Source organism: Pseudoalteromonas sp. T1lg76 (assembly GCF_002964725.1).
Lineage (GTDB): Bacteria > Pseudomonadota > Gammaproteobacteria > Enterobacterales > Alteromonadaceae > Pseudoalteromonas.
On record NZ_PQCE01000063.1, the window covers coordinates 1 to 2,405 of the forward strand.

Genomic DNA, 2,405 nt, shown 5'->3' on the forward strand with positions numbered 1-2,405 from the left:
ATTCTCTCCAATTTTGAATAGAGAACAGCCAGAAATAAATACACCTAAACTTAAAATTAAATATCGAATCATGCCTTTAAACATAACGCCCTGTTAATGGGCAAAATATAGTTGGCTAAAATTAAGCGACGAAGGAGCAAAAGCCAACTGTATTTTGTCCTTGTTAAACAGCTTGTTATGCATTTTTGTGATAATGCTCTCGATGGTACCTAATAAAGTCGATATTGATGAGGTGTTTTTTTACGACATTAAGTTTACCCTCAATACCTATCAGCTCTAAACTATCACTTATAGCAAAGCCACCATTGTCGAACATGACATGGTGGTTAGGGCATAAACACAAAAGATTGCTTTCTATATCTGGTCCGTTATGTGGTTCACCTAAAGGTTTAATGTGAGCTGCTTCAGCGTATAAGCCAGCACTGGTTTTAATTGCTATCCCACATACTTGGCATTCGTAGTTATGCCAAGACTTTACATTTTTAGCTTTTTGATAGTTTCTTACAATACGATTAACTGTTGATGGTTTTCTACCTGGAGCATCATATTCGCCAGTTGGCTCTTTTACTATGTAGTCAGCAGATGAGCCCTCTTGAGCAATTAACCTGTATCTCCAAACTTTATACCCAGATTTTCCTGTTTCGTACCAGTAGTTTTCTACGTGATATAGCCCTGCATATCGGTAGCCTTTTATTGGGCTTAATTCATTTTGATGTTTGTGTCCGCGAGTTACTCGGACTGGAAGATTTTCAATTTTGCTTTTAGCTAAAGCTAGGTTTACACCATCTAGCTCTTGATCTGAAACCTGTTTACCATTTTGTTGACCTCCTGCGCCCGTATAAATAATGACGTCACCAAAGTCTTCGTCATCCTCATACCCCCCAGAAAGTACGATAGAGTCAGCACCTTCGTTTTTACCACCACTTATTCCTGCAACTAAAGGAGGGTGAACTTTAGCTTTAGCCAAAGCTTCTCTGTTATCGAAGATATCACCTGGACTAACTCCATTTATTTCACCGAAAGTGCGCATCTAAATCCTTATATGCATAACGCCTTACTAATGGGCGTAAAATGCTTGGCTAAAATTAGCGACGAAGGAGCGCAAGCCAAGCGTTTTACGTCCTTTTGAGTAACTTGTTAGCAGTACATTACACTTTTTCAATGTTACTGCCTTTAAACCATAAACAATCATTATCCAGATCTATCTGATTAGATAGCTCATCGTATGGATCCAAACTTAAATAGACCATTGAATTATTTATAATGAGTTTACATTGACTAATGTAACTAGCTGAAAAATCATCGTAAAGTGAATATTCAGTGAGTTTATAAATTGTAAATGAAGAGATATCACCTTTATTTGAGATAAGCTTTATTTCAGCGAAATTATTTAACGTGTCCCAATCATAACCGATGGTAATCTGGGAGAGCATTTTGTCTCTGAAACTAGATGAATCCACGAAACTTTCCTTGTACTGCTAACGCCGCATTAAGGTGTGAGCGGCGCTTGGCTATACTTGAGCGAAGCGAAACTGCCAAGCGTTGCGAATCACTCTTAAATGCTTTGTTATGCCACTAGCGATCGCTGATTGCAACTTTGCTTGCTAGCCCAATAAGTAACACACCAGAAACGCCCTCTAGCCCTCTTGAGTAGCGCTGAGAATTCGGGCGACTAAAGACCCAACTACCTACTGATGCATATAGGATATTACACATTGTAGCGAGTACGCTAAATAACAAACCAAGACACAATAATTGCATCGAAGCCGAACCTGATGATGTGTTAATAAACTGAGGTAGGAACGAAAGAAAGAACAGTGCAACTTTCGGGTTTAAGACACTAACAACTACGCCTTGTACAAATACATTTTTATCACTTTCAACGCTTTCACTTACTTTCAATGTGCTATCCCCACGCCACATTGAAAGTAACGACTGAACACCCAAATAGACTAGATAAGCGGCACCTAACCATTTGACTGCGCTAAAAGCTACCGCTGAGCTGAGGATAATTGCAGATAATCCTAATGAAGCTGCTATAGTATGAACAAAGTAACCTATACCAAGTCCCATTGCAGCTTTGAACCCAGTGACCAACTTACCTTTCATTGTGTTTGAAACAATATAGATAACGTCTGGCCCTGGTATCATATTGATAGCAAGACAAGCGACTATAAATAGTAGTAGTGAATTAAGATCCATTTCCTTTTCTCCATATTTTCTGGCTGTGGCATAACATGTTTATAGCGAGCGAATCGCGCGTTTTTCTACTACGCTACCGCTCACTTTTCTGAATGATATATTTTTAACAGACTAGTTAACTTATTGCCAATATTATTAAAAATAGCTATTGCTCGTTTTCATCTTGCGACAAAAGCACGCGATTGGGTCGTTTTCTTGACTAT

General features: G+C 38.7%; 3 protein-coding genes. All 3 read right to left on the bottom strand.

What is annotated here, in order from left to right; translation table 11 throughout:
- Nucleotides 1-175: 175 nt before the first annotated feature.
- Entirely contained in the window at nucleotides 176-1,030 is an 855-nt protein-coding gene (locus C2M35_RS15160) for a YDG/SRA domain-containing protein (protein ID WP_105265698.1), read from the bottom strand.
- A 118-nt stretch (nucleotides 1,031-1,148) separates the two neighbouring features.
- Complete coding sequence (locus C2M35_RS15165) at nucleotides 1,149-1,460, bottom strand: hypothetical protein (protein WP_158678002.1); 312 nt, start codon at nucleotides 1,458-1,460, stop codon at nucleotides 1,149-1,151.
- A 115-nt stretch (nucleotides 1,461-1,575) separates the two neighbouring features.
- Nucleotides 1,576-2,202, bottom strand: a complete 627-nt coding sequence (locus C2M35_RS15170) for a LysE family translocator (protein WP_105265700.1) — start codon at nucleotides 2,200-2,202, stop codon at nucleotides 1,576-1,578.
- Between the last annotated feature and the right edge of the window lie 203 nt (nucleotides 2,203-2,405).